The organism is Serratia sp. NGAS9 (assembly GCF_009905295.1).
In the GTDB taxonomy this organism is placed as follows: domain Bacteria; phylum Pseudomonadota; class Gammaproteobacteria; order Enterobacterales; family Enterobacteriaceae; genus Serratia; species Serratia bockelmannii.
The window spans coordinates 1,940,191-1,960,465 of record NZ_CP047605.1; the positions used below are offsets into that span (position 1 = coordinate 1,940,191).

Annotated in this window: 21 protein-coding genes; 14 read left to right on the forward strand and 7 right to left on the reverse strand. The window is 60.5% G+C overall.

The window, feature by feature from the left end; translation table 11 throughout:
- The first annotated feature begins 119 nt into the window (after positions 1-119).
- A complete protein-coding gene (ptsG, locus tag GUC32_RS09365) occupies positions 120-1,553 on the forward strand; it encodes a PTS glucose transporter subunit IIBC (RefSeq protein WP_141997763.1) in 1,434 nt (477 codons plus the stop codon).
- A gap of 56 nt (positions 1,554-1,609) precedes the next feature.
- On the opposite strand, the gene GUC32_RS09370 is transcribed toward ptsG, so the two are convergent.
- Positions 1,610-1,975, reverse strand: a complete 366-nt coding sequence (locus GUC32_RS09370) for a DUF4180 domain-containing protein (protein ID WP_089180771.1) — start codon at positions 1,973-1,975, stop codon at positions 1,610-1,612.
- A gap of 14 nt (positions 1,976-1,989) precedes the next feature.
- Positions 1,990-2,460, reverse strand: coding sequence for a manganese-binding transcriptional regulator MntR (gene mntR / locus GUC32_RS09375; protein WP_060447392.1), 471 nt, complete (start codon positions 2,458-2,460; stop codon positions 1,990-1,992).
- 230 nt (positions 2,461-2,690) lie between these two features.
- Between mntR and GUC32_RS09380 the strand changes: the two genes are divergently transcribed.
- On the forward strand, positions 2,691-3,995 hold the full coding sequence (locus tag GUC32_RS09380; RefSeq protein WP_369435692.1) for an Nramp family divalent metal transporter: 1,305 nt from the start codon (positions 2,691-2,693) through the stop codon (positions 3,993-3,995).
- Here the strand turns inward: GUC32_RS09380 and GUC32_RS09385 are convergent.
- Entirely contained in the window at positions 3,987-4,910 is a 924-nt protein-coding gene (locus GUC32_RS09385; protein WP_369435693.1) for a LysR family transcriptional regulator, read from the reverse strand. The genes GUC32_RS09380 and GUC32_RS09385 overlap by 9 nt on opposite strands.
- A 158-nt stretch (positions 4,911-5,068) precedes the next feature.
- Here GUC32_RS09385 and GUC32_RS09390 point away from each other — a divergent pair, with 158 nt between their 5' ends.
- On the forward strand, positions 5,069-5,587 hold the full coding sequence (locus tag GUC32_RS09390; protein WP_025302424.1) for a DUF4440 domain-containing protein: 519 nt from the start codon (positions 5,069-5,071) through the stop codon (positions 5,585-5,587).
- A 51-nt stretch (positions 5,588-5,638) separates the two neighbouring features.
- Here GUC32_RS09390 and GUC32_RS09395 read toward each other — a convergent pair whose 3' ends face one another.
- On the reverse strand, positions 5,639-6,388 hold the full coding sequence (locus GUC32_RS09395; RefSeq protein WP_043141680.1) for an SDR family oxidoreductase: 750 nt from the start codon (positions 6,386-6,388) through the stop codon (positions 5,639-5,641).
- Positions 6,389-6,487: 99 nt separating this feature from the next.
- Here GUC32_RS09395 and GUC32_RS09400 point away from each other — a divergent pair, with 99 nt between their 5' ends.
- On the forward strand, positions 6,488-6,865 hold the full coding sequence (locus tag GUC32_RS09400) for a helix-turn-helix domain-containing protein (protein ID WP_072271517.1): 378 nt from the start codon (positions 6,488-6,490) through the stop codon (positions 6,863-6,865).
- Here GUC32_RS09400 and GUC32_RS09405 read toward each other — a convergent pair.
- Positions 6,862-7,767: a transporter substrate-binding domain-containing protein gene (locus GUC32_RS09405; RefSeq protein WP_025302427.1), complete on the reverse strand. Its 906-nt coding sequence runs from the start codon at positions 7,765-7,767 to the stop codon at positions 6,862-6,864. The genes GUC32_RS09400 and GUC32_RS09405 overlap by 4 nt on opposite strands.
- Positions 7,768-7,988: 221 nt before the next feature.
- On the opposite strand from GUC32_RS09405, the gene hinT reads away from it, so the two are divergent.
- From hinT to GUC32_RS09450, 9 genes are all read left to right on the forward strand, one after another.
- Entirely contained in the window at positions 7,989-8,339 is a 351-nt protein-coding gene (hinT, locus tag GUC32_RS09410; protein WP_004928776.1) for a purine nucleoside phosphoramidase, read from the forward strand.
- Positions 8,340-8,350: 11 nt separating this feature from the next.
- The gene (locus tag GUC32_RS09415; protein ID WP_369435694.1) at positions 8,351-8,740 is read left to right on the forward strand and encodes a YcfL family protein; all 390 of its coding nucleotides are present in this window, start codon (positions 8,351-8,353) and stop codon (positions 8,738-8,740) included.
- 26 nt (positions 8,741-8,766) lie between these two features.
- A complete protein-coding gene (gene lpoB, locus GUC32_RS09420) occupies positions 8,767-9,357 on the forward strand; it encodes a penicillin-binding protein activator LpoB (RefSeq protein WP_025302429.1) in 591 nt (196 codons plus the stop codon).
- Positions 9,338-10,204, forward strand: a complete 867-nt coding sequence (gene thiK, locus GUC32_RS09425; protein WP_060432874.1) for a thiamine kinase — start codon at positions 9,338-9,340, stop codon at positions 10,202-10,204. The genes lpoB and thiK overlap by 20 nt, the downstream gene beginning before the upstream one ends.
- A 38-nt stretch (positions 10,205-10,242) precedes the next feature.
- A complete protein-coding gene (nagZ, locus tag GUC32_RS09430; protein ID WP_043141667.1) occupies positions 10,243-11,262 on the forward strand; it encodes a beta-N-acetylhexosaminidase in 1,020 nt (339 codons plus the stop codon).
- Positions 11,263-11,341: 79 nt separating this feature from the next.
- Positions 11,342-11,884, forward strand: a complete 543-nt coding sequence (ycfP, locus tag GUC32_RS09435; RefSeq protein WP_015377468.1) for an alpha/beta hydrolase YcfP — start codon at positions 11,342-11,344, stop codon at positions 11,882-11,884.
- A 332-nt stretch (positions 11,885-12,216) separates the two neighbouring features.
- Positions 12,217-13,521 (forward strand): NAD(P)/FAD-dependent oxidoreductase, encoded by a 1,305-nt coding sequence (locus tag GUC32_RS09440; protein ID WP_004928794.1) that lies wholly within the window; start codon positions 12,217-12,219, stop codon positions 13,519-13,521.
- A gap of 357 nt (positions 13,522-13,878) precedes the next feature.
- Positions 13,879-14,415: a glycine zipper 2TM domain-containing protein gene (locus GUC32_RS09445; RefSeq protein ID WP_167325016.1), complete on the forward strand. Its 537-nt coding sequence runs from the start codon at positions 13,879-13,881 to the stop codon at positions 14,413-14,415.
- 264 nt (positions 14,416-14,679) lie between these two features.
- A complete protein-coding gene (locus tag GUC32_RS09450) occupies positions 14,680-15,159 on the forward strand; it encodes an Rrf2 family transcriptional regulator (RefSeq protein WP_025302433.1) in 480 nt (159 codons plus the stop codon).
- 65 nt (positions 15,160-15,224) lie between these two features.
- Here GUC32_RS09450 and sdeB read toward each other — a convergent pair whose 3' ends face one another.
- The gene (sdeB, locus tag GUC32_RS09455; protein ID WP_043141659.1) at positions 15,225-18,368 is read right to left on the reverse strand and encodes a multidrug efflux RND transporter permease subunit SdeB; all 3,144 of its coding nucleotides are present in this window, start codon (positions 18,366-18,368) and stop codon (positions 15,225-15,227) included.
- A gap of 24 nt (positions 18,369-18,392) precedes the next feature.
- Entirely contained in the window at positions 18,393-19,580 is a 1,188-nt protein-coding gene (gene sdeA, locus GUC32_RS09460) for a multidrug efflux RND transporter periplasmic adaptor subunit SdeA (RefSeq protein WP_043141656.1), read from the reverse strand.
- Positions 19,581-19,879: 299 nt separating this feature from the next.
- Between sdeA and GUC32_RS09465 the strand changes: the two genes are divergently transcribed.
- Positions 19,880-20,236, forward strand: coding sequence for a helix-turn-helix domain-containing protein (locus GUC32_RS09465; protein ID WP_025302436.1), 357 nt, complete (start codon positions 19,880-19,882; stop codon positions 20,234-20,236).
- The last annotated feature ends 39 nt before the right edge of the window (positions 20,237-20,275 follow it).

The window sequence follows — 20,275 nt, forward strand, 5'->3', positions numbered from 1 at the left end:
TAATAAATTCAAGGGGTGCTCAGACACCCTGAATTGCAGGGGTTTTTCTCCCCCCCTTGCAGCGCGACCAATCGCGACAAGAAGTAGCAAAGCATTATTACTCAGGAGCACACTCAACTATGTTCAAGAACGCATTTGCAAACCTGCAAAAAGTAGGTAAATCGCTCATGCTGCCGGTGTCCGTGTTGCCTATCGCAGGTATCCTGCTGGGCGTCGGTTCCGCCAACTTTAGCTGGCTACCTGCGGTAGTCTCCCACGTGATGGCGGAAGCGGGCGGTTCGGTCTTCGCCAACATGCCGCTGATTTTCGCCATCGGCGTCGCCTTGGGCTTCACCAACAACGACGGCGTTTCCGCGCTGGCGGCGGTGGTGGCTTACGGCATCATGGTGAAAACCATGGCGGTGGTTGCGCCGCTGGTGCTGCACCTGCCGGCTGAAGAGATTGCGGCCAAACACCTGGCGGATACCGGTGTGCTCGGGGGGATTATCTCCGGTGCCATCGCGGCCTATATGTTCAACCGCTTCTTCCGCATTCAACTGCCGGAATACCTGGGCTTCTTTGCCGGTAAGCGCTTCGTGCCGATCATTTCCGGTCTGGCGGCGATCGTTCTGGGCGTAGTGCTGTCCTTCATCTGGCCACCGATTGGTACGGCTATACAGACCTTCTCGCAGTGGGCGGCTTATCAGAACCCGGTCGTGGCCTTCGGCATTTACGGCGTGGTTGAGCGTGCTCTGGTGCCGTTCGGTCTGCACCACATCTGGAACGTACCATTCCAAATGCAAATTGGTGAGTTCACCAACGCGGCGGGCCAGGTATTCCACGGTGATATCCCTCGCTACATGGCGGGTGACCCAACCGCGGGTAAACTGTCCGGCGGCTTCCTGTTCAAAATGTACGGTCTGCCTGCTGCGGCCATCGCCATCTGGCACTCGGCCAAGCCGGAAAACCGCGCGAAAGTCGGCGGCATCATGATCTCCGCCGCGCTGACCTCGTTCCTGACCGGTATCACCGAGCCGATCGAGTTCTCCTTCATGTTCGTCGCGCCGATCCTGTACGTGATCCACGCTATCCTGGCCGGTCTGGCGTTCCCAATCTGTATCCTGTTGGGCATGCGTGACGGCACCAGCTTCTCGCACGGCCTGATCGACTTTATCGTACTGAGCGGCAACAGCAGCAAAATCTGGCTGTTCCCAATCGTCGGCATCGTCTACGGTCTGGTGTACTACACCATCTTCCGCGTGCTGATCGCCAAACTGGATCTGAAAACCCCTGGCCGTGAAGACAGCGCTGCCGAGCAGACTGCGCAGGGCGGTTCCGAAATGTCCGCGGCACTGGTTCAGGCCTTCGGCGGTAAAGAAAACATCACTAACCTGGATGCTTGCATCACCCGTCTGCGCGTCAGCGTGGCCGACGTGTCCAAAGTTGACCAGGCGGGCCTGAAGAAACTGGGCGCAGCCGGCGTAGTCGTCGCTGGCTCCGGCGTGCAGGCCATCTTCGGCACCAAGTCCGACAACCTGAAAACCGATATGGACGAATACATCCGTAATCACTGATTCAGGAAGGGGAGTTACCAAGGGAGGTGAAAGCCTCCCTTTTTTATTGCCTGCCGTCAGGTACCAAGCCGCTGTTCGAGCTCGGCGAGAGAAGGAAGGAACCAGATCTGTTCGCCGCGATTGGCTTCGCGCACGAAATCTTGCAGCGCGCAGCTTTGCGCCAGCCAGGGGGTGATATCACCCAGCAGCGTCACGCGCAGGCGGTAGTTGATGAATTTCTGCAATACGGCGCCGGCCACGCCGCTTCTTAGCTGGAAGAAGGCGGCGTCGAGGCGGTTGACGGGGAGGGCAATCATCCCGGCCTCGTGTTCAAAAGCGGGCGCGATAAACAGGCTGACGTCGTTTTCGTCTTTCAACAGCGGCCCGGCTTCGGCGAAAACCACCAGGCGCAGGCCATGAACGTGCTGCACGGCGTAGCTCATCGGCGCCCCGGGAGTCAGGGTTTGACGTGTTGCTGCAAATAATGCTCGAACACCGCCAGCGTTTCGTCCGAGATATGGTGTTCAATCCCTTCGCTGTCCAGCTCGGCAGTTTCGCTCGGCACCCCGAGGCACATCAGCAGATCGACCACGATGCGGTGACGGCGGCGCACCTTCTGCGCCAGCAGCTCGCCTTCCTCGGTTAAAAACACCCCGCGATAAGGGCGCGATTCCACCAGCCCGGCGCTTTTCAACCGCGCGATATTTTTGATCGCCGTCGGGTGAGAGACGCCGAAGCGGCGCGCGATATCGGTGGTTCTGGCTTCACGGGTGCTTTGCAGCAAATCGGCGATCAGCTCAACGTAATCTTCGATCAGCGCATTGGACTGCGCTTCGCGGGCGCGGCTAAAACGCAGGGCGTGCTCGGCCTCGTCCGGCATGTCGGTCTGGGCGGGGCGGTCGGCGTTATCTGGCGCGCGGGTAACCATAGCGTGGGGCGTCCTGTAAGCATAAAAATGGCATCTCCCGGCAATGCGGGGAGGGTTGCCCTAAGTTAGTCCAAATAGCACACATTATCAATTCGATGCCACGCATTGTGGTAGTTAGAAATATCTCTACACAAAGCCCATTAATTTCGCCTGTTGCATAAAGTGTAGCCGATGCTACATTGTCAGCATGATCGGTGGAAAAATAACCAGCAAAAGATTAAGGGTACTTCATGCGAGACGCGGCAACTCCCTCATCGTTAACCGAACGGACCAACATTGCGATTGGTGCCGCCCTTGCCGGGCGCAAGCGCGGCGCTTTTACGCCGCTGCTGTTCGCCGGCCCGGCGGTGATTGCCTCTATTGCCTATATGGACCCCGGTAACTTCGCCACCAACATCCAGGCCGGGGCGAAATACGGCTACAGCCTGCTGTGGGTGGTGGTGATGGCCAACCTGATCGCCATGCTGTTCCAGGCGCTGTCGGCCAAGCTGGGTATCGTCACCAACCGCAATCTGGCGGAGATGTGCCGCGATCAGTTTTCACGGCCGGTAGTGATCGGCATGTGGCTGCTTAGCGAAGTGGCGGCGATGGCCACCGATCTGGCGGAGTTTCTCGGCGGCGCGATTGCGCTGGCGCTGTTGTTCCACATGCCGCTGCTGGCGGGGATGGGGGTGACGGCGGTGATCACCTATGCGCTGTTGATGGTGGAAAAGAAAGGTTTTCGCCCGGTTGAGCTGATGATCGGCGGCCTGGTAGGCATCATCGCGCTGTGCTACCTGGTGGAGATGTTCATTGTGCCGGTGGACTGGCAGGCGGCCGGGATCGGCATGGTGACGCCGCAACTGCCGGATGCCCAGGCGCTGACCATCGCCGTCGGCATTATCGGCGCCACCGTGATGCCGCACGCCATTTTCCTGCACTCGGGGCTGACCCAGCACCGCAGCCCGGCCAGTGATAACGGCGAGCGGCGCAAGCTGCTGCGTTTCTCCAATATTGAGGTGGTGATCGCGCTGGCGCTGGCCGGGCTGGTGAATATCACGATGGTCATCATGGCCTCGAGCGCCTTCCACGCCGGTAACAGCGACGTGGCCGAAATTGGCACCGCCTACCATACGCTGACGCCGCTGTTCGGCGCGGCCGCCGCCGGTATCTTCCTGGCGTCGCTGATCGCCTCTGGCATTTCCAGCTCGGTGGTGGGCACCATGGCCGGGCAAATGATCATGCAGGGCTTCGTCGGTTTCCGCATTCCGGTGTGGGTGCGCCGCCTGGTCACCATGGTGCCGGCGTTTATCGTGGTGGCGATGGGCGTCAACGCCACCGACGCGCTGGTCTACAGCCAAGTGGTGCTGAGCCTGGCGCTGCCGGCGCCGATGATCGCGCTGGTGATGTTCACCCGTCGCCGTGACATCATGGGCGAGTTTGCCAACGGCCGCTGGACCAGCCTGGCGGCAGTGGTCGGCACGGTGGTGATCGTGCTGCTTAACGTGGTGTTGCTGTTGCAGACTTTCGGCGTCGATATCCCTGGGTTAGGGTGAGGCGCGGGATCGGGGCCCTGCGAATTTGTTGGCGAACAGTTCGCTGATGAAGTCGACGAAAACCCGAATTTTATGGCTGCGATCCCGCAGGCGTGGATAGAGAATATTGATCGGTGCCCCTGTGGGCGCCCACTCCTGCAGTATCGGTTCCAGTTCGCCTGCCTTCAGATAGTTTTCCAGCGTGCAGTCCAGCAAGTAAACCAGGCCGAGGTGGTTCCTGGCCACCTCGCACAGCGATTGTGAATGGTTGAAACTCAGCAGCGGGCTGGGCGCCAGACGGTAGCGCTCGTCACCACGAATGAACTGCCAGTCGTCCGCCGCCGCCGCGCCTGAACGGATAAATCCCAGCCGCTGATGCTGTTGCAGCTGTTCCGGGTGTTCCGGCCGGCCATGGCGCGCAAAATAATCGGGAGACGCACAGCACAAATAGCGTGGTTGCAGCAATTGACGGCTGACCATCTCGGGTATGTGGCCGGCGCCGATGCGAATAAATACGTCGGCGCGATCTTCCGCCGGATTGACCAGGCGATCGCTAACCGACACGCTGAGCTGCAATTCCGGGTATTGCGCCAAAAAAGCCGGGAGCGCCGGAGCGATATGCATGCTGCTGAGCATCGTGGCTATCTCGACCCGCAGCGGTCCTCGCGGTTGTTCAAAATCGCCCGACATGTCGTTTTTCAGCCGGTCAAACTGCTGCAGGATGTCTTGTGCGGTGCGATAGCAACGCTCCCCGGCGCTGGTCAGCGAGAAGCGCCGGGTCGAACGCTTGAACAGGGGTTGCCCGAACTGTTTTTCAAGCTGATTGATGCTGTATGTGACGCTGGCCGGGGAGAGCCCCATTTTGGTGGCCGCCTGGCTGAACCCCTCCATTTCCACCACCTGGCAGAATACGCGCAGCGCGTGCAGTTCATTCATGTTAACGGCTTCCATTATTTAAATTATTAAAAGAGTATTTTTAAATATGCCGGCTGTCAATTTGACGCAGCATTGGATAATTTATTTTCAGCGTTTTTATTTATCTGAAATCGCATCCTGTATTGCCATAATGAAATAATGCCGAAGAGGATATTTATATGAAAAAATTAACTGCCGTATTGTTATTGGCGGGTGCGGGCTTGTGCGGCCAAACTTATGCCGCAAGCAGCGAGGCCGCATCGCAAAGTTACAGGGTTTCCGCAGAGGCGGGCGTCGCGGCCGAACAGAAGGCGGTGTATGAGCTGATAAACCGCTACCAGACAGCGCTTAACGCCGGCGATACGCAAACGATTTTGTCACTTTTTGCGCCAGAAAGTTACTCACAATGGAACGAAAAACCGACGGCGGACAGCAATGAAAAGCGCCGCCAACAATATGACAACTTATTTAAAAACGAGAAATTTGAAACCGAGTTTGCTTATGACAGCGTCAGAGTGAGCGGTAATATGGCCTATGTGCGCACGCACCATCATCGCGGGGCAACGGTTACCCGAATAAGCGACGGTGCCACCCTGATCGATTTAAACCGTGAAGTATTTGTATTGGAGAAACAGCAGGGCCAATGGAAGATCGTGGTCTACACCTTTAATACCAACCCGATTCAAGGGGTGAGCTGAGAGGGACAGATAAAGGCCGCGCAAGCGGCCTTCTTAGGGTGTCGCGCGCGGTTACAGGTTGCCCACGCCGCCATCCATCTGCAGCTCCGCGCCGACCATAAACGCCGACTCATCCGCCGCCAGAAACACCGCCGCTTTGGCCAGCTCCAGTGCGCTGCCCATGCGGCCGATCGGCACTAGCGCGCGGATATCGTCGCGCAATGCCCGTTCATCCGCTTCCGCCAGCCCCAATTTTCCCAGCGCCGGGGTTTCGGTCGGGCCGGGGCTGAGGCCGTTGACGCGAATGCCGCGCGCGTGCAGCTCGCCGGAGAGCGTTCTGGCCAGAGATAACAAACCGGCTTTGCTGGCGGCGTAGGCGCTGCTTTGCGGTAGACCGATATGGGCGCTGACCGAACCGCACAGGATCACCGAGGAAGGGGTGGCCAGCAGCGGTAGCAGCGCCTGGATCAGAAAGAACGGCCCCTTCAGGTTGATGTCCATCAGCCGCTGGTAGCTCTGCTCATCCCACTCCTGCAGCGGGCGGTGCGTGACGTCGCCGGCGTTAACGTACAGCACGTCCAGCCGCGGCCACCGTTGCTCCAACTGCTGCGCCAGCGCACGTTGCTGTGGGATGTCGCCGGCGTCGCTCAGCAGCAACAGCGCGTTGCCCGCCAATGCCTGGCCCGCCGCGTCCAGGGCACGTTGGCTGCGGCCGGTGATCGCCACCGTTGCGCCCTCGGCGATGAATTGGCGGGCGGTTTCCAGCCCGATGCCGCTGGTGCCGCCGGTGATCAATGCGTATTTGCCTTGCAGTCGTGACATAACCGATTCCTCTTTAACGTCTGTTACGGCATTATTTGCGCTATAGTTCCTTTTGCATAGTAGGCACCTTTTGGATACTAAAGGACGAGGTGGGATGAAATGACGGCGCGCGCGCCCTTAGCGGCGAAAAATAATTTGTCGGCGTTGCCGACGGCGGGCGAATCCTGCCCGATGGTGGACTTTGTCAATCTGGTGTCGGGCAAATGGGCGATACCCATCCTGTATCGGCTGATTATGATCGATGGCCCGGTGCGATTCAGCGAGCTGCAGCGGGCGGTGGCGCCCATTGCGCAAAAAGAGCTGACGCGCCAGCTGCGGCTGTTCGAGCAGCGCGGTCTTGTGACGCGGCAGGTGTATCCCGAAGTGCCGCCGCGGGTGGAGTACCAGGTCACCACGCTCGGCAAATCGCTGCGGCCGACGCTGGACTCGCTGGCCGAGTGGATGCGCCGACATGCCCCGCAGCTGATCGGTAGCTAGTCGCCGATGCCCGGCGGGTTGATGGTTGAGCGCTCGACCTTTTCGTCGCCTTCGCCCCAGCGTTCCAGCACCTGCGCATATTCGCCGCTGACGATCGCGCCATTGATCGCGGCGTTGACGGCGTTCACCAACCCGTTGCCTTTTTTGGTGGTGACCGCGACGTAGGCCACGTTGGGGCCGATGCCGACCATTTTGGTTTTGCCGGTCAGCGCCGCCTTGTAGGCGCCGGTGGAGTGGGGGCCGAAGAACGCATCGGCGCGCCCGGACTGAATGCTGAGGTTGGTGGCGGCGTCGTCGGTCACGTAGATCGGCTGTACCGGCGGCAGCCCGGCGGCGCGATTCTGCTTATCCCATCCCAGCAGAATGTTTTCCTGATTGGTGCCGGATCCGACGATGATCCGCAGCCCGGCCACGTCCTGCGGGCGGTTGATCGAGGTGATGTGGCTGGTGGATTTGACGTAAAAGCCCAGCGTGTCCACCCGGTAAGTGGCGAAGTCGAATTTGGTTTTACGCTGTTTGGTGACGGCGATGTTGAAGATCGCCGCATCGTATTTGCCCGCGCTGATGCCCAAGGGCCAATCTTCCCAGGAGGTGGGCACCAGATTCAGCTCCAGCCCGAGGCTGTCGGCCACCAGGCGGGCGATGTCCGGATCGCTGCCGATCAGCGTTTTATTGTCTTCGGCGAACAGCGCCAGCGGCGGGGAGTTCTCGAATGCTACCGCCACCGTCAGCTTGCCGGGCACCGCGAAGTGAAAGTTCGCCGGGATCAGCGCGATAGCCGCCGGGTTTTTCTCCGTGCGTATCGGCTCTCGGTTAGCCTGCAGGTCGATACCGCCCGTCGTGGCCGCCTGCACGGCAGCGCTCAGCAACAGCGCGCACAGCGCCGCAATCTTCAGTGGCATAGTGCCCTCTATCCTTTGTTAATCATGGGGTTACTATTGGCGGCGGCGCGGGGCAAGTAAAGCAACAATAGTGAATAACCAAAGTGAAAAGATGCACAAGCGGGGCGACGGCCTGCGCGAATCTGCAGCACTCGACGTGGAAAGTGCGCAATCAGGTTGAAAGCAGTAGAATTTGTCACTCATACTGCGTACAGCTAATTGTGTAAAACAAGGAACGCCAGATGGCCGAAGAAACGATTTTCAGTAAAATTATCCGCCGCGAAATCCCTGCTGATGTGGTTTACCAGGATGAACTGGTCACCGCTTTCCGTGACATCTCCCCCCAGGCGCCTACCCATGTGCTGATCGTTCCCAACGTGCTGATCCCAACCGTCAACGACGTGACCGTCGAGCACGAAGCTGCGCTGGGCCGCATGATCACCGCCGCGGCGAAGATCGCCGAACAGGAAGGCATCGCCGAGGACGGCTACCGCCTGATCGTCAACTGTAACCGCCACGCCGGTCAGGAGGTCTATCATATTCATATGCACCTGGTCGGTGGCCGCTCGCTGGGGCCGCTGCTGTCACGTTAAGCGAGGAAATCATGCGCGGTAAAAAAACTCTGCGTTGTCTGATGGCGTTGGCGCTGCCCGCCGCGTTGCTGATGGGGTGCAGTTCGCCATCCGGCATCGCGGTTAACCGGGGGCAAACGGTGGTGATGGATCCTTCGGTGCTGACCGCCGGCATTTTTGCCGATACGCCCTCTGTCTCGAACGCTTCCGGCCGGGTGATGGCGACTTCGGTGCTCAATAACAGCCAACCGACGCCGGTCACCGTGCATTATCGTTTCTATTGGTACGACGCGCAGGGGCTGGATATTCGCCCCTTCGAGAAACCGCGTGAGCTCGTCGTGGCGCCTAACTCGGACGCCAAAATCTACTCGATTAACGGTAATCTGGAAGCTAAAAGCGCGCGTCTGTATCTGTACCTGTAAGCGCTTGCCAGGTTTGGAGAAAAAGCATGAAAAAGTACGTCTTAGTGGCGCTGGCCGCATTCACCCTGAGCGGCTGTCTGTCGCGTCCGCCTGAGCCGGATCAGCCGTTGCCGCCGGTCACCGTCGAACCAGAACAGCCGACGCCGCCGGTCGAGCAGCCGCAGCCGCCAACTACCGAGCCGGTGCCGCAGCCGCCGAAAATCCAGCAGCTCGACTGGCTGGGCAGCGTTCAGCCGCTGGTGAATCAGATGTTGAAGGCCGATGGCGTCACGGCCGGCAGCGTGCTGCTGCTGGACAGCGTCAAGAACAACACCAACGGCTCGCTGCAGATGGGCAAAGCCACCGCGGCGCTGTATAAGGCGCTGGCGTCGAACTCCACCTTCAGCGTGGTGCCGGAAGCGAAGCTGACCAGCGCCAGACAAACGCTGGGCCTGTCGGCGGATGACAGCTTCGGCTCGCGCAGCAAGGCGATTGGCCTGGCGCGCATCGTCGGTGCGCAGTACGTGCTGTACAGCGACGTCAGCGGCGACGTGAAGTCGCCGGCGTTGGATATGCAGCTGATGCTGGTGCAAACCGGCGAGATCGTCTGGTCGGGCAATGGCGCCGTTAAACGCTGAGGCCGCGCTGCGACGATTGATGGAAACCAGACTGCCGGCGGTGAATACCGCCGGTTGTCATTTCAGCCCGGTGCAGGGGCTGACCGGCGAGAGCTGGCGTATCGACGGTTCGGGCATCACGCTGCTGGCGCGGCAAAACAGCGCGGAGAAACGCACGCTGGGCGTGAGCAGGCGGCGGGAAGCGCAGGTCTTGCGTCGCTGCGCGCCGGGGCTGGGGCCACGGGTTTTCGCGCAGAATAATCAGTGGCTTGTCCTCGAATGGCTCGAAGGTGACGTCGTCACAGAAGCTGAGTTTGACAGGCTGAATCAGCGCGGCGAGCTGGCGGCGATGGCGGCGACGCTGCACCGGCGGCCGCTCAGTGGTTACCGGTTGGATCTGCGGCGGCAGTTCCGCCGCTACTGGCAGCAGCTGGATACGCGGCGTTTAACCCCCGCCTGGCTGAGTTGGCAGCGTCATTTCTTACGCTGCGCGCCGCCGCGGCCATTACGCCTGGCGCCGCTACACATGGACATCCATCCGGGCAATTTGCTCGCGACCGGCGAGGGGCTGCGGCTGATCGACTGGGAGTATGCCGCCGACGGCGATGTGGCGTTGGATATCGCCGCGCTGTTTCGCGGCAACGGCTGGGCGGCGGAGGCGCAGCAGCGCTTTTTGCAGCACTACGCGCGTCAGGGCTATCACGACGTCGCCCGGCTGCAGGCGCAGGTGCAGCGCTGGCTGCCGTGGGTGGATTATCTGATGCTGCTGTGGTTTGAAGTGCGCTGGCAGCAGAGCGGCGACGCCGAATTTTTGCGCTGGGGCGCGGCGCTGCGCCGGCGATTCTGTTTATCATCATCCGAATTCTGAACGAACAATAATGAAGTGAGGTGCCCGTGGGCCCAGTAATGCTAGATGTCGCCGGCTACGAGCTGGATGCAGAAGAACGCGAGATTTTGAAACATCCGCTGGTTGGTGGATTGATCTTGTTTACCCGCAACTTCCACGATGCGGAGCAGCTGCGTGAGCTGGTGCGCCAGATCCGCGCCGAATCGCACGATCGGCTGGTGGTGGCGGTAGATCAGGAAGGCGGGCGCGTGCAGCGCTTCCGCGAGGGCTTCACCCGTCTGCCGGCGGCGCAGTCGTTTGCCGCGTTGCACAATGCGCAGGAAGGCGGCCGTCTGGCGCAGGAGGCCGGCTGGCTGATGGCGGCGGAAATGATCGCGCAGGATATCGACATCAGCTTTGCGCCGGTGCTGGACATCGGCCACGGCAGCGCGGCGATCGGCGAACGTTCGTTCCACAGCGATCCGCAGCAGGCGTTGGCGATGGCGGAACGCTTCATCCTCGGCATGCACAGCGCCGGCATGAAAACCACCGGTAAACACTTCCCGGGGCACGGCGCCGTCAGCGCCGATTCGCACAAGGAAACGCCGCGCGATCCGCGGCCGCTGGCGCAGATCCGCGAGCACGACATGGCGATCTTCCGCGAGCTGATCAACCGTCAGCTGTTGGACGCCGTCATGCCGGCTCACGTCATCTATACTGAAGCGGACCCGCGTCCGGCCAGCGGCTCGCCTTACTGGCTGCAGCAGATCCTGCGTCAGGAGCTGGGCTTCGACGGCGTGATTTTCTCCGACGATCTGTCGATGGAAGGTGCCGCCATCATGGGCAGCTATGCCGAACGCGGCCAGGCGGCGCTGGATGCCGGTTGCGACATGATCCTGGTGTGCAACCACCGCGAAGGCGCGGTCAGCGTGTTGGATAACCTGTCCCCGGTCAAAGCAGAGAAGGTGAAGCGGTTATATCATCGCGGTCAGTTCACCCGTCAGGAACTGCGCGACTCCGAGCGCTGGCAGCAGGCGCACAAGGCGCTCAGCGCGCTGAGCGAACGCTGGGAGGAGCACAAGCAGCGTTCGCAAGGGTGAATCCAGGTGCCGCACCGCGGCGCAGAGCGGAAATGATGAGGGCCGCGCCCGCGGCCCTTGGCTTGTTGCGAGGATCCACATGATTATCTATTTGCACGGCTTCGATTCCACCAGCCCCGGCAATCATGAAAAGGTGTTACAGCTGCAGTTTATCGATCCGGACGTGCGCTTTATCAGCTACAGCACGCTGCATCCGCGTCACGACATGCAGCATCTGTTGAAAGAGGTGGACAAGGCGGTGCAGCAGGGCGGCGACGCGCATCCGTTGATCTGCGGGGTCGGCCTCGGCGGTTTCTGGGCAGAGCGCATCGGCTTCCTGTGCGGCATTCGCCAGGCGATGTTCAATCCCAATCTGTACCCGGAAGAACACATGCACGGCAAGATAGACCGGCCGGAAGAGTATCGCGATATCGCCACCAAGTGCGTGGAGGATTTCCGCGAGAAAAATCGCGATCGCTGTCTGGTGGTGCTGTCGCGTCACGACGAGGTGCTGGATAACCGGCGCAGTGCCGAATTGCTGCATCACTACTACGAAATCGTCTGGGATGAACAGCAGACGCACAAGTTCAAAAACATCTCGCCGCATCTGCAGCGGCTCAAGGCGTTCAAGGCGCTGGGTTAACAGTTTCATAACGCTGCCGCGAGCCGCTCTCCCCGTTTTTCACCGACGGAAAGTGCGGCTTTTTTGTGCGACAAAGCCAGATTTGGCGTGGCAATCGGCAAAATTTAAAACTGTGACTCAGCGCTAACTATTTGAATCACAATCCCCAAAAAATCCCCTCGTCCAGCCTTTAACCAAAAAAAATTGATGTACGTCAATTTTGGTATGACCAAATAACCTCACATGCTATTCTGGCTTCAGAGAGCCGATTTATTTTACGCGAACCCTATGTATTCTAAGGATATTATTTATTTACCCTGGGATAACAAATGGTTCACATTTAGGGGGTTATTTTGACAACGCCAAAGAAGAAAATCGTTATTGTTGGCGGCGGCGCCGGTGGTCTGGAGCTGGCGACCAGCCTGGGCCATAAACTTGGCCGCAAGAACAAAGCGGAGATCACGCTGGTGGATCGCAACCACAGCCATTTGTGGAAACCGCTGTTGCACGAAGTGGCAACCGGTTCCCTCGATGACGGCGTGGATGCGCTCAGCTACCTGGCGCACGCGCGCAATCACCATTTCAGCTTCCAGCTGGGGTCGTTGACCAACATCAACCGCGAAACGCAAACGCTGCAGCTGGCGCAGATCTGCGACGAGCAGGGCGGCGAGCTGGTGCCGGCGCGCGAATTGCCGTACGACATCCTGGTGATGGCGCTGGGCAGCACCTCGAACGATTTCGGTACGCCGGGCGTGAAAGAGCACTGCATCTTCCTGGATAACCCACATCAGGCACGTCGTTTCCACAACGAAATGCTCAACCTGTTCCTGAAGTTCTCGGCGCAGCCGGGGCAAAAAGAGCGGGTCAACATCGCTATCGTCGGCGGCGGCGCCACCGGCGTTGAGCTGTCCGCCGAACTGCACAACGCGGTGAAGCAGCTGCACAGCTACGGTTTCGAAGGCCTGGACAACAGCGCGCTCAACGTGACGCTGGTGGAAGCCGGCGAGCGCATTCTGCCGGCGCTGCCGCCGCGCATTTCCGCTGCTGCGCACCAGGAACTGATCAAACTTGGCGTGCGCGTGCTGACCAACACCATGGTGACCAGCGCGGACGCCAAAGGCCTGAACACCAAGGGCGGCGAGTTTATCGACGCCGATCTGATGGTGTGGGCGGCCGGCATCAAGGCGCCGGACTTCATGAAGGATATCGGCGGCCTGGAAACCAACCGCATCAACCAACTGGTGGTGGAGCCGACGCTGCAGACCACGCGCGATCCGAACATCTTCGCCATCGGCGACTGCGCCTCCTGCCCGAAAGAGGGCGGCGGTTTCGTGCCGCCGCGCGCCCAGTCGGCGCACCAGATGGCCTCGCGCTGCGCCACCAATATCCTGGCGCTGATGAACGGCCAGACGCTGAAGCCTTACGTGTACAAAGACCACGGTTCGCTGGTGTCGCTGTCGCGCTTCAGCACCGTCGGCAGCCTGATGGGCAACCTGATGCGCGGCTCGATGATGGTGGAAGGGCGCATCGCGCGCTTCGTTTACATCTCGCTGTACCGCATGCACCAGGTGGCGCTGCATGGCTACATCAAAACCGGCCTGATGATGCTGGTGGGCGGCATTAACCGGGTGATCCGTCCGCGTCTGAAGATGCACTGATCCCGCCTTTGTCGACCAACCCGCGCCGGTTCGCCCGCGCGGGTTTTTTTATGGCAGCGCGAGGCGAGCGGCGGCGGTTGCTTGATTCTTCAGCATAAGCTGTCGCCGATATGGGTAAAATTCTTAAGATTCCTCCTAAACAACGGGAAAACAGCCGTTTTCCCGCATTTTTGGTCCCCTTGTCTTATTGCGGGTCCTCAGATCATTGTGCAGACTTTATCTCGTTTACAGACGGCGCGTCGCGCACGCCGTAAACCGGGATACCGCAAGCCGCCCATGCGCAAAATAATAAGCGCGGTGCCATGCCGGTAACAGACCCCGGAAAAAATGCGTGGTAACACTTTCAGGAGGTTTCCTGTGAACAAGTCAATGTTAGCCGGTGTTGGAATTGGTGTCGCTGCCGCTCTGGGGATTGCCGCGGTAGCCAGCCTCGACGTCTTTTCTGCCGGTCCGCAATATGCGCAGGTGCTCGCCGCAACGCCGATAAAAGAAACCATCAAAACGCCGCGTCAGGAATGCCGCAACGTCACCGTGACGCACCGTGCACCGGTGCAGGATGAAAACCGCATCGCCGGTTCTGTGTTGGGCGCAGTGGCGGGCGGCGTGATCGGCCACCAGTTCGGCGGCGGTCGCGGGCGCGACGTGGCGACCGTGGTAGGCGCACTGGGTGGCGGCTATGCCGGTAACCAGGTGCAAGGGGCGATGCAGAACAACGACGTCAGCACCAGCGTTCAGCAGCGTTGCAAAACGGTCTACGACAAGTCCCAGAAAATGCTGGGCTATGACGTGACCTACAAGATCGGCAATCAGCAGGGCAAGATCCGCATGGATCACGATCCGGGCACGCAAATCCCGTTGGATAAAAACGGCCAGCTGGTGCTGAACAGAGCCTGATCGCCACATTCGAATTAAACCCGCGGGCAGTGTTAGTTCTGATCGTTTAACCCGGTTAAGCGAGTGGCGTTAACATTGACGCGGGTTTCTGTTTTTTGCCTGTCTAAGAATTTGCGATCGTTCTAATGTCTGCGTGCGATATCACTGGGCAAAACTTCAAAAAAGCCCCCGCGTTTGTTATATTATTGTGCAATTAAGCGGTGTTATCGGCGCCAATCGCCACACCGGTCAAACCCGAGTATTTCGTCTCGCAGAGATAACGACATGTTAGATTTTCGCTTTCCGACAGCGTTGCAAATGGTCCTTAGCGTCGCCGTAGCTGAAAAGCAGGGCATGCGTTCGACAAGCGCCACCCTCGCCGCCGCTCTGGAAGCCAACCCCAGCTTTATCCGCAAACTGATGGTCCCGCTGACCAAAGACGGCATCATCGTTTCCACCCTGGGCCGAAACGGCTCTATCCACCTCGGCCGCCCGGCGGAAGAGATCACCCTGCGGGACATCTACCTGGCGGTGATCGACGACAAGCGCATCTGGGCTTCCCGTCCTGAAGTGCCGGCTCGCTGCCTGGTGAGCGCCAACGCCTGCTGGTATTTCAAGTCGGTGGTAAACGAGGCCGAACAGGCTTCGCTTGCGGTGCTGGCGCGCCACACCGTGGCCGATTCGCTGGCCGAACTGGAGCGGGGCGACAAGCGCGCCTGTGCGGAGTACGCCGCTGCGCAAGAGGCTGAAACCGCCGATAAATAATCGCGGTTCGCATGCATAAAAAAAGGTCGGGCAATGCCCGACCTTTTTGCATGTTAAGACGATGATTACGCCGTCTGCGGCTGTGCCTTGCGTGCCACCAGGCGGCGCAGGGTGACGTAGAACACCGGCGTCAGGAACAGCCCGAACAGCGTGACCCCCAGCATGCCGGAGAACACCGTGATGCCGGTGACGCCGCGCACTTCGGCGCCGGCGCCGTGGCCGAGGATCAGCGGGATGGTGCCGGCGATGAAGGCGATGGAGGTCATCACGATCGGGCGCAACCGCAGGCGACAGGCTTCCAGCGCCGCTTCGACGATGCCTTTGCCCTGCATTTCCAGCTCGCGGGCGAACTCGACGATAAGAATGGCGTTCTTACAGGCCAGCCCCATCAGAACGACCAACCCGACCTGCACGAACACGTTGTTGTCGCCGCCGGTCAACCATACGCCGAACAGCGCCGACAGCATGGTCATCGGCACGATCAGGATCACCGCCAGCGGCAGCGTCCAGCTTTCATACAGCGCCGCCAGCGCGAGGAACGCCAGCAGCACCGCTACCGGGAACACCACCAGCGCGGCGTTGCCCTGGGTCGATTGCTGATAGCTCAGATCGGTCCACTGAATGTTCATGCCGTTCGGCAACAGCTTATCGGCCATCTGCGTCAGCGCACCCATCGCCTGGGTAGAGGAGAGCACGCGCGGGTCGGCATCGCCGATCAGGTCCGCCGCCGGGAAGCCGTTATAACGGATCACCGGATCCGGGCCGTAGGTGGTGCCGATGCTGACCATGCTGCCGATCGGCACCATTTCGCCCTTGTCGTTGCGGGTACGCAGGTTGGCGATGTCTTCCACGCTGTCGCGGAACTGGCCGTCGGCCTGCGCCATCACCTTCCAGGTGCGGCCATAGCGGTTGAAGTCATTGATGTAAGACGAACCGAGGTAGGTTTGCAGCGTGCTGAACAGCGCATTGAGCGGCACCCCCTGCGCCTTGGCCTTGTCGCGATCGATTTTGGCGTCCAGCTGCGGCACGTTAGCCTGATAGGAGGAGATCGGGAACCCCATGCCCGGCGTTTGCATAATGGCGCCGGACATCGTGTTGATCGCCGTCTGCAGCGCGCCGTAACCCAGTCCGCCGCGATCTTGCACGTACAGCGAATAGCCGGAACCCTGGCCGATGCCGAGGATCGGCGGCGGCATGATCGAGAAGGCGAAACCTTCCTGGATCTGCGAAATGCGCGCGTTGATCTCGGCGTTGATCTGCGCCGCGGTGCGAGTACGGGTGCTCAATGACTCCAGCGCGAAGAATACCGTGCCGGTATTCGGCGTATTGGTGAACTGCAGCGCGTTCAGGCCGGGGAAGGCCACCGCATCGGTGACGCCGTCCACGCTCATACCGATGGCGCTCATCTTGCGGATCACCGCATCGGTGCGCTCCAGCGAGGCGCCTTCCGGCATCTTCACGCCGCCAATCAGATACAGCTTGTCCTGCGTCGGGATAAAGCCGCCGGGCACGGTCTTAAACATCACCCCGGCGGCGGCCAGCAGCAGCAGGTAAACGACGAACACCGCGCCGCGTCGGCCCAGCACGCGGGACACCCCGTGCTGGTAACGCTGCGAACCGCTGGCGAAGAAGCGGTTGAACGGCCGGAACAGCCAGCCGAACAGCCGGTCGATCAGGCGCGACGGCATATCTTTCGGCGCGCCGTGCGGTTTCAGCAAGCGCGCCGCCAGCGCCGGCGACAGGGTCAGCGAGTTGATGGCGGAGATCACCGTCGAGATGGCGATGGTGACGGCGAACTGCTTGTAGAACTGGCCGGTGACGCCGGAAAGGAACGCCATCGGTACGAACACCGCGCACAGCACCACGGCGATGGCGATGATCGGGCCGGAGACCTCGCGCATCGCTTGGTGCGCCGCCGCCAGCGGCGACAGCCCCTCTTCGATATTGCGCTCGACGTTCTCCACCACCACGATGGCGTCATCCACCACAATACCGATCGCCAGCACCAGCCCGAACAGGCTGAGGGTGTTGAGCGAGAAGCCGAGCAGATACAGTGCGGCGAAGGTGCCGACCACGGAGATCGGCACCGCCAACAGCGGAATGATCGACGCGCGCCAGGTCTGCAGGAACAGAATGACCACCAGCACCACCAGGATCACCGCTTCCAGCAGGGTATCCACCACCGCGCGGATCGAATCGCGCACGAACACCGTCGGATCGTACGGCGCTTTCCAGCTCATGCCGTCCGGGAAGCGGGTTGCCAGCTCGGCCATCTTGCCGCGCACCGCGTCCGACAGCTCGATGGCGTTGGCGCCCGGCGACTGGAAGATGCCGATACCAACCGCATCCTTGTTATTGAGCTGGGCGCGCAGCGCGTAGCTGCCGGAACCCATTTCGATGCGCGCCACGTCGCGCAGCCGCACAATCTCGCCGTTGTCGCCGCTTTTGAGGATGATGTTGCCGAACTCTTCTTCGGTTTGCAGGCGGCCCTGGGCGTTGATAGACAGCAGATAGTCGCTGCGCGTCGGCATCGGTTCCGCGCCCAGCTGGCCGGCGGAGACCTGCACGTTCTGCTCCTGCATGGCGCTCACCACGTCGGAGGCGGTCAGCCCGCGCGCGGCAACCTTGTTCGGATCGAGCCAGATGCGCATCGCGTATTCACCGGCGCCGAAGATCTGCACCTGGCCGACGCCCGGCAGACGGGCCAGCTCGTCCTTGACCTTCAGGGTGGCGTAGTTGCGCAGGTAGAGCGAATCGTACTTGCCGGAAGGCGAGACCAGATGCACCACCAGCGTCAGCGCCGGAGACTGTTTCTGAGTGGTGATGCCCTGGCGGCGTACGTCTTCCGGCAGGCGCGCTTCGGCCTGCGCCACGCGGTTTTGCACCTGCACCTGCGCTTGATCGGGATCGGTGCCGGGGCGGAAGGTGACGGTGGTCACCAGCACGCCGTCGGAGCCGGCGACCGATTTCATGTACATCATGTTTTCGACGCCGTTGATCGCTTCTTCCAGCGGCGTGGCCACCGTTTCAGCGATCTCTTTCGGGTTGGCGCCCGGGTATTCTGCGCGCACCTGCACGCTGGGCGGCACCACATCCGGGTATTCGCTGATCGGCAACAGCGGGATGGCGATCGCCCCGGCGACAAAAATCAGTATCGACAGCACCGCGGCAAAGATCGGCCGGTCGATGAAAAAACGGGAAAAGTCCATGGGTCAGAAGTCTCGGCTGGGAGCTTAGTTAAGTGCGGAAGCGGTAGTGGTCATCGCGACGCTTTTCGCGTCGACCGGCATGCCCGGCATAAACACTTTCTGCATGCCGTCGACGATCACCCGATCGCCGTTTGCCAACCCTTTCTGCACGATGCGCAATCCTTCGGCCATGCGGCCCACGTCGATGTCGCGGCGCTGTGCCTTACCGTCTTTATCGACGATGTAAACGAACTTGCGGTTTTGGTCGGTCATCACCGCTTTATCGTCGATCAGCATGGCGTTGAACTCGGCGCTGCCGGGCATCTGCACGCGGGCGAACAGCCCCGGCGTGAAGCGACGATCGCGGTTGTCGAGCAGGGCGCGCATGCGGATGGTGCCGGTACCGGCGTTCAGTTGGTTATCGGTGAAATCCACCAGCCCCTGATGCGGGGTGCCGTCTTCACCCACCAGGCCAACTTTCACCGGCAGGCGGGCATCGTGCCGGCCCTGCTGCTGATAGCGCAGGAAGGTGGCTTCATCCACGTCGAAATAGACGTAAACCTTATCGAGCGACACCAGCGTCGTCAGCACGCTGGCGCTGTCGCCAGCGGTGACCAGGTTGCCGGCGGTGATCATCGCGCGGCTGGCGCGTCCATCGATCGGCGCGGTGACGCGAGTAAAGTCGAGATTAAGCTGCGCCATATCGAGCTGAGCCTGCGCCGCCAGCACGTTGCTTTGCGCCTGTGCGGCGGACGAACGACGCTGTTCCCACACCTCTTGCGAGATGGCCTGGGTGCCGATCAGCTTCTCGGTGCGCGAAGATTCGCTGCGCGCCAGGGTTGCCTGATTGCGCGCTCGCACCAGCTCGGCCTGCGCCTGTTCGCGCGCGGCGCGGTAGGTGCGATCGTCAATGGTGAACAGCACCTGGCCTTTCTTCACCTCGTCGCCTTCGGTGTAGTTGACCCGCTCGATGTAGCCGGAAACTCGCGGGCGCAGCTGTACGCTTTGCACTGCTTCGACCCGGCCATTGAACGCATCCCACTGGCTGATCGGTTTGACCACCACGCTGGCGGCGCTGACCACCGGCGGCGGTGGCGGGGCGTTGTGCGCGACGCTGTTGTCACACCCGGCGAGCAGGGCGGCCAGCAGCGCCACCCCGGAGAGCCGCTGGCCCAGAGCGAAGGCGCGCGTGCGGCCGCCGGCGTTGAACGATGAGTTTGGTTGATTTGCCATTATTTTTATTCCGATAAGTAAGCGCTGTCTGGCCCCATACCCAGCCCTGTTTTCCGGGCTTTCCCTTCATGTATGCCTGCGTTCGGCGGAAGGGGCGTTGTGCCTTGTTATGGCCCAACGTTAGGTTTTGAAACATATTGGTGTCACATTAATGTATCAATATCGGTTACATTAATTGGGTGGAGTATAGAGGCGGCTTTCTGGTAAATGCAATAATAAAAATTGCATTTAAAGCGAAACTGTTGCAACGTATGTGCATCGGGCAGAGGGGGACCCTGCCGAATGATGGGAGCATCAGCATGAACACGACGGGTTTCATTACCGATTTGAAGACGTGGATCGACAACAATCTGGAAGAAAAACTGGATATCAACACCGTAGCGGACCGCGCGGGCTACTCCAAATGGCATCTGCAGCGCATGTTCAAGCGCCAGACCGGCTACGCGTTGGGGGAGTATATCCGTATGCAAAAATTGAAGGTGTCGGCGGAGCGTTTGGCCAACAGCGGCGAACCGATCGTCAGCGTGGCGATCTCACTCGGCTTCGACTCACAGCAGTCATTCAACCGCAGCTTCAAACGCCAGTTTGGCCAAACGCCGGGCGACTGGCGCCGTGCGTTGGCGCAGCCAACGTCGGTGAGATGCACGCACCACTGATCGGTTGGGCAGTGGGGATAAAAAAGCCTGAATTTGCGT